Genomic DNA, 7,062 nt, shown 5'->3' on the forward strand with positions numbered 1-7,062 from the left:
GTTGTAGTTTATAAAATATTTAACTCCTGCAACCACCGGTTGACATATTTTCAGCCTGAATTGGTAGATGGAAGTTACCATAATTGGTATATTTTGTATGTAAGGAGGAGAAGATTATGATTTTTGCTGATAAGATTATAGAAGAAAGAAAAAAGAATGGCTGGTCACAGGAAGAACTTGCAAGTAAGTTAGGTGTATCTAGGCAGGCTGTTTCAAAATGGGAAAGTGCAGGATCTATACCAGACCTAAAAAGAATACTTCAGATGTCTGAACTGTTTGGTGTCACTACAGACTACTTATTGAAAGATGAAATAGAAGAACCACTCAATGAATATACAGAAACTAATACAATCAAGGTAAGTATGGAAGAAGCCAATCAATATTTAGATATGAAAAGTAAAGGTTCAAGAATAGTCGCCAATGCGACAAGTCTATGCATATTAAGTTCTGTACCTCTTATAGTATTAGGTACAATGACAGAAGATCATATACTTATAGGTTTTAGTTTAGTACTACTTCTTGTATTAGTCGCAATAGCTGTCTATCTATTTGTGAATTATGGATTACGAGAATCTTATATGCAGCATTTAGAAAAAGAAATCTTTGAGACAGAATATGGTGTATCAGGTATGGTGCGTGAAAGAAGAGATAAGTATGAACCAACATTCACAAGGAATATTGCGATAGGAGTAGTACTTTGTATTCTTTCTGTCATTCCTACTATAATGGCAGGTGTAATGGAAGTAGAAGATTATATGAGTGGTATATCTGTAGGTCTATTACTTATTATTGTTTCTATAGGTGTCAATATTCTTATTCGTGCAGGTATGATCAAGTCTAGCTATGATACTCTATTGCAGGAAGGAGAATATACAAAGGAAGAGAAACATTTGAAAAAGAAGACAGATTCTTTTTCAGGTGCTTATTGGTGTTTGATAGTCACGATATATCTTGGATGGAGTTTCTGGACAAATAACTGGAAGTTCACATGGATTATATGGCCGGTGGCTGGAGTATTATATGCTGCAGTGCTTGGCATGGTGAAAATGACTATAGAAGGTAGAAAGAAATAGTTCATTCATTTTAAAATAATTATTAGAAAAGTGATAGTTTACAAGTTTTCTTGTGAACTATTTTTTTCTCATTGTATAATGAATATACAAAACATTTGACACTAAACTAGGGTTTAATGTTACCCTAATAAAGGTGGTGATTGCATGGAAACAAAGGAAATACTAGAAAAGGTTAAAACTGGAGAACTATCTGTAGAAGAAGCCGAACAGTTCTTTAAGAAATCAGCTTTTGAAGAATTAGGTTATGCAAAATTAGATACAAATAGAGAAATACGTTCAGGATTTCAGGAAGTGATTTATTGCCAGGGAAAAGCAGATGATCACTTAGTCGGTATTGTGAGAAGACTTTATGAGGTGCAGGGAGAAGTATTTGGGACAAGAGCCTCAATACATCAATATGAACTTTTAAGGGATGAATTTCCTGAACTAGAATATGATCCATTATCACATATTATTAAGATAGAAAAAGAAAAGGAACATAAAGGGAAGATTGTTGTATGTAGTGCTGGTACAGCAGATCTTAATGTGGCTGAAGAAGCAGCACAGACAGCTGAATTCTTTGGGAGTCATGTAGAACGTTTGTATGATGTAGGTGTGAGTGGTATTCATCGCTTATTATCTCAACTAGATATCTTGCAATCAGCACGATGTATTATTGCGGTGGCAGGAATGGAAGGAGCTCTTGCAAGTGTCATAGGTGGTTTAGTAGACTGTCCTGTTATTGCAGTACCTACATCAGTGGGTTATGGAGCCAGCTTTCATGGTGTTAGTGCTTTACTTACAATGATTAATTCCTGTGCCAATGGTATTGCGGTAGTGAATATTGATAATGGCTATGGTGCAGGTTATATCGCAACACAGATTAATAGAACAGGAGAATCAAAATGAATCAATTATATTTAGAATGTTATTCTGGAATAAGTGGAGATATGTTTGTCGCAAGCTTACTTGATTTAGGGGCTTCAAAAGAAGTATTAGAAGAAGTTCTTTCATCATTATCTCTTACTGGTTTTAAAACTGAAATCACAAGAGTCAATAAATCAGGACTTGATGTCTGTGATTTTAATGTTATTTTGGATGAGGATAATCATGATCACGATATGAACTATTTATATGGTGAACATACACATCATGAACATCACCATCATCATGAACATCGTCACTTGCATGATATTTTACATATCATTGATCATGCACAAATGACAGATCATGCTAAAGAATTGGCTAAAAAGATCTTCACTATTTTAGGTGAAGCAGAAGCCAAAGCCCATGGTACTTCTATTGAAGAAGTCCATTTTCATGAAGTAGGTGCTGTGGATTCTATTGTAGATATTATTTCTGCAGCGGTATGTTTTGATGATTTAGGTATTGATGAAGTCTATATTCCGGTTATTTATGAAGGAACAGGTACTGTGAATTGTGCTCATGGCACTTTGCCTATTCCTGTTCCAGCTGTTAACAACATTGTATCGAGTCATCATTTACCTATTCATATTGATACTATCAAAGGAGAATTAGTGACTCCTACAGGTGCTGCCATTGCTGCGTCTATTGTGACATCTCATACACTTCCTTCTACCTTCACAATTAAAAAGACAGGTATAGGGGCAGGTAAGCGTGCTTATGAAAGACCAAGCTTACTTCGTGCAATGTTGATTGAAACAGATCCCAGGCACTGATCAAGTATGTAAGCTAGAAACAAATATTGATGATAGTACAGGAGAAGTATTAGGTCATGTGATGGAGTTATTAATGTCTCATGGTGCTAAAGATGTTCATTATATTCCCGTAATGATGAAAAAGAACAGACCTGCTTACTTACTCAATGTATTATGTGATGAAGAAAAAAGAAAAGAATTAGAAACAATCATCTTCAAAGAAACAAGCACTATCGGTATTAGACGTACTTACATGGAACGTACAGTTCTTACTAGAACCTTTGAAACAATTTCTACGCCTTTTGGTGATGCTGTATTTAAGGTGGTAGATATAGATGGAGAGAAAAGAGCGTATCCTGAATATGAAAGTGCGAAGTTATTAAGTGAAAAACATAATTTATCTATTATTGATGTTTATCAATTGCTGGAAAGGAGTTATTATGAATTTAGTCGCCATCATTGATCAGTATCTACATGAAGATGTTATGATTGCTTTTTCTGGTGGCGTAGACAGTACACTCTTATTAAAAATGGCAGTTGAAGCATCAAAGAGATATCATACGCATGTCTATGCTGTTACTATTCAAACAGCGCTTCATCCTGTGATGGAGGCAGATGAAGCCAAGCAAATAGCTGAAGAATTAGGGGCTATTCATAAAGTGATTCATGTAGATGAATTAGAAGGTGCAGGAATAGAGAATAATCCTGTAGATCGTTGTTATTTATGTAAGAAGTATATGTTTACTAAAGTGAAGGAACTCGCACACAGTTTAGGTATTTCTACTATTCTTGAAGGTACAAACGCCGATGATTTAAAACAATATCGTCCTGGTATCAAAGCAATTAAGGAATCAGGATTACATAGTCCACTCTTAGAGGCTAATATGACTAAAAAAGAAATTAGAGAATTGGCTGCTACTTATGGTTTAAAAGCGGCTAATAAGCCATCTTCACCTTGTCTTGCGACAAGATTTCCTTATCATACATTACTTAATTATGAGGAAATGCGTAAAGTAGAAAAGATTGAAGATTATCTTCATACATATGGTTTCTACAATGTACGTGCAAGAATACATAATGACATAGTACGTTTAGAAATTGATCAAGATGCTTTTATGAAATGTATGGATAAACGTCAAGAGATTGTCTTATTTATTGAAGAATTAGGATATGACTATGTAACTCTTGATCTAGAAGGATTTAGAAGTGGTAGTCAAGATATTAAACTGGAGGAAAAATAATATGCATATGGCTGACGCCTTAGTCTCACCTGCTGTTGCGACAACGATGTATCTGGCATCAGGTGCAATGACTATTTATTCAATTAAAAAACTAGAAGAAGAAAATGATCCACAGAAACTCCCAATGATGGGGGTTATGGGTGCCTTTGTCTTTGCGGCCCAGATGATCAATTTCACTATCCCAGGAACAGGTTCTTCAGGACACTTAACAGGAGGACTCATGTTAACAGCACTACTTGGTCCTTATGCAGGTTTCTTAACGATGGTAGGTATACTGGCAATACAATGTCTGCTTTTTGCGGATGGTGGATTACTTGCCCTAGGATGTAATATATGGAATATGGCATTTTATGGATGCTTTATCTCTTCGATGTTGATATTTAAGCCAATAATCAGTAAAAAATTATCTAAGAAGAATTTGATGATTGCCTCTATCTTAGGTTCTATCATCTCTTTACAATTAGGTGCCTTCTCAGTAGTTGTAGAAACAGAATTATCAGGTATTACAGCACTCCCATGGAACTTATTCATTGGTGTGATGCAGCCTATTCATCTTGCGATAGGTGCAGTAGAAGGTATTATTACAGGTTTAGTTCTATCATTTATTTACGAAGCACGTCCAGAACTCATCTGGCAGGGGCATACAACTAAACTGGCAAAAACATCTAAAAAGAAGCTTCTTGCACTATTTGGTGGTCTCTCTGTCGCAGTGGCTGGTATTTTATCAATATTCGCTAGTGCTTTCCCTGATGGATTAGAATGGTCTATTTTACAGTTAACTGGTTCTACAGAACTACCACACAAAGGGGCTATTTATTCTATGTCTTCGCGTGTTCAGGAATTCACTGCATTATTACCTGACTATAATATTGCAGGACATGAATCAATCTTAGGTGGGATGTTTGCAGGAATCGTTGGAGTCTTAGTTGTCATAGGACTCTATATGCTCATTCATCGTTATCATGAAAAACATACAGAAAGCCATTAAGAAAGTGCATCAAATTGATGCACTTTCTAAACGTACAACCATTCTTTCTGCCATTCATCCCACTTATAAGATTTTGATTGTATTACTTTATTTGATAATCACTGCTTCTTATTCCATCCATAATATTTATATTGTAGTGATGTTTTTACCTTTACTCTTATTTTCAATGCTTGGAGAAATCAATTTATTCAAATGTCTAGGAGAACTCAAACCATTAGTGGCTTTATTACTCTTTATGGGAACACCTTTCTTATTCTTTAAGGGATATGGAATCACTTGTTTTATTGTGCTTGCATTAAAAGGAATATTTGCCTTACTATTCTCTTACATATTGATGACCACAACATCTATGGAGGAACTCTGTATGGGATTATCTAAACTAAAAGTGCCTCAATCTCTTATTGTTGTCATCATGTTAATCCAAAGATATCTCATTCTTTTCTTTAAAGAAACAGACAAAACTTTGCTTGCCTATAGCTTACGTGCACCAGGTCAGATTGATATTTCTATAAAGACATGGGGAACGTTAGTTGGTTCAATGATGCTTCGTTCCATTGATCGTGCTATGAATGTCTATCAATCTATGATGTTAAGAGGTTTTAAAGGTGTAATGCCATTACAACCACAAAAATATGATTATAAGTTATCTAAACTTACATTTGGTATTATGTGTATACTATTACTATTCTTAAAAGGGGTGACATTATGATTGAACTGAATCATTTCTCTTTCTCTTATATAGAGAATCGTATTATATTAGATAATTTGAATTTTCATATCCAAAAAGGTGAAAAAGTAGGACTCATTGGCTGTAATGGAGCAGGGAAATCTACACTTCTTAAAACTATTATTGGAATAGAAAATGGTCAGGGAGAACTGAAAATTACAGATTTAACTATGAACAATCAAAACCTTGCATCTATTCGTTCCCATATAGGTTATGTCTTCCAGGATTCAGATAATCAGCTCTTTATGTCTTCTGTATATGAGGATGTAGCCTTTGGCCCAATGAATGAAGGATTACAGGGAGAAGAATTAGAAGAACGTATCAACAAAGCATTAGATCTTGTACATATGCAGGAAAAGAAGCATGAAAAGATTTATCGCTTATCTGGTGGGGAGAAAAAAAGAGCTGCCATTGCGACAGTCCTTTCTATGCGTCCAGATATTCTATTATTTGATGAACCTTCTGTTTCATTAGATCCTAGACATCGCCGTGGACTAATCAACGTATTAAACGAACTCCCTTATACAATGCTGATAGCGTCCCATGATTTAGATTTTATTTATGATACATGTGATCGTGTTTTATTACTATCTAATGGAAAACTTGTTGCAGATGGACCAACTCAAGACATCTTAACAAATAAAAAGCTTCTTGAAGAAAATGGTTTAGAGCTTCCTCTTTCATTTAGTAGACAAAAGAGTATATAATAAAACTTTGTGAGGTGAAAAAGATGCGTTATGCACAAATAAGAGAAGTAGATATTGCGAATGGACCAGGTATTAGAGTATCTCTTTATACTCAAGGATGTCATCGTCATTGTCCATTCTGTTTTAATCAGGAAACATGGGATTTTAAAGGAGGAAAGGCTTTTACATCTGAATTAGAAGATGTATTAATTAAACTTATTAATAAACCCCATATTGCAGGATTCACACTTTTAGGTGGAGAACCTTTTGAAGAAGAAAACAGAGACGATATTTTAGAATTACTCAAACATATCAAAAAAGAATGCCCTACTAAATCTATCTGGGTCTATTCTTCATTCCTTTATGAAGAAATTATGGAATGGAAACAGCCATTACTTGATTATGTTGATGTATTAGTAGATGGACCATTTGTGAATGAATTAAAAGATGCAAATCTCAAATTCAGAGGTTCCTCTAATCAAAGAATTATTGATATAAAGAAAACAAAAGAAAATAAAAATATCACTTTAGTTGAGTTCAAAGAGATATAATAAGAGGCTGTAACGGGTAAATAACTCATTATAGTTTCATAAAAAGCAAAAGACGGACCGAGGTCCGTCTTTTGTGGTATATTTAGTTTGCAATGATACACCAACAAGATTATACGGCATATCAGACATATGCGCTAC

Annotated in this window: 9 protein-coding genes; all 9 read left to right on the top strand. The window is 34.7% G+C overall.

Features of this window, described 5'->3' with window-relative positions; translation table 11 throughout:
* The first annotated feature begins 116 nt into the window (after positions 1-116).
* Complete coding sequence (locus EAI80_RS05660) at positions 117-1,073, top strand: helix-turn-helix transcriptional regulator (protein WP_129981271.1); 957 nt, start codon at positions 117-119, stop codon at positions 1,071-1,073.
* A 144-nt stretch (positions 1,074-1,217) separates the two neighbouring features.
* The gene (gene larB, locus EAI80_RS05665) at positions 1,218-1,961 is read left to right on the top strand and encodes a nickel pincer cofactor biosynthesis protein LarB (protein WP_129981272.1); all 744 of its coding nucleotides are present in this window, start codon (positions 1,218-1,220) and stop codon (positions 1,959-1,961) included.
* Positions 1,958-2,752: a LarC family nickel insertion protein gene (locus tag EAI80_RS05670; RefSeq protein ID WP_129981273.1), complete on the top strand. Its 795-nt coding sequence runs from the start codon at positions 1,958-1,960 to the stop codon at positions 2,750-2,752. Before larB ends, EAI80_RS05670 begins: the two co-directional genes overlap by 4 nt.
* The gene (gene larC, locus EAI80_RS05675; protein ID WP_129981274.1) at positions 2,730-3,194 is read left to right on the top strand and encodes a nickel insertion protein; all 465 of its coding nucleotides are present in this window, start codon (positions 2,730-2,732) and stop codon (positions 3,192-3,194) included. Before EAI80_RS05670 ends, larC begins: the two co-directional genes overlap by 23 nt.
* Positions 3,172-3,972 carry an ATP-dependent sacrificial sulfur transferase LarE gene (larE, locus tag EAI80_RS05680; protein WP_129981275.1) on the top strand — a complete coding sequence of 267 codons (801 nt, stop codon included), beginning with the start codon at positions 3,172-3,174 and terminating at the stop codon, positions 3,970-3,972. The genes larC and larE overlap by 23 nt, the downstream gene beginning before the upstream one ends.
* Before the next feature lies 1 nt (position 3,973).
* Positions 3,974-4,960: an energy-coupling factor ABC transporter permease gene (locus EAI80_RS05685; protein WP_129981276.1), complete on the top strand. Its 987-nt coding sequence runs from the start codon at positions 3,974-3,976 to the stop codon at positions 4,958-4,960.
* On the top strand, positions 4,935-5,669 hold the full coding sequence (locus EAI80_RS05690; protein WP_129981277.1) for an energy-coupling factor transporter transmembrane component T: 735 nt from the start codon (positions 4,935-4,937) through the stop codon (positions 5,667-5,669). The genes EAI80_RS05685 and EAI80_RS05690 overlap by 26 nt, the downstream gene beginning before the upstream one ends.
* Positions 5,666-6,394 carry an energy-coupling factor ABC transporter ATP-binding protein gene (locus tag EAI80_RS05695; protein WP_129981278.1) on the top strand — a complete coding sequence of 243 codons (729 nt, stop codon included), beginning with the start codon at positions 5,666-5,668 and terminating at the stop codon, positions 6,392-6,394. The genes EAI80_RS05690 and EAI80_RS05695 overlap by 4 nt, the downstream gene beginning before the upstream one ends.
* Positions 6,395-6,417: 23 nt before the next feature.
* Positions 6,418-6,924, top strand: coding sequence for an anaerobic ribonucleoside-triphosphate reductase activating protein (gene nrdG / locus EAI80_RS05700; protein ID WP_129981279.1), 507 nt, complete (start codon positions 6,418-6,420; stop codon positions 6,922-6,924).
* The last annotated feature ends 138 nt before the right edge of the window (positions 6,925-7,062 follow it).

Origin of the sequence: Catenibacterium sp. co_0103, from assembly GCF_004168205.1 — a bacterium.
GTDB classification, from domain to species: Bacteria; Bacillota_I; Bacilli_A; order Erysipelotrichales; family Coprobacillaceae; genus Catenibacterium; species Catenibacterium mitsuoka_A.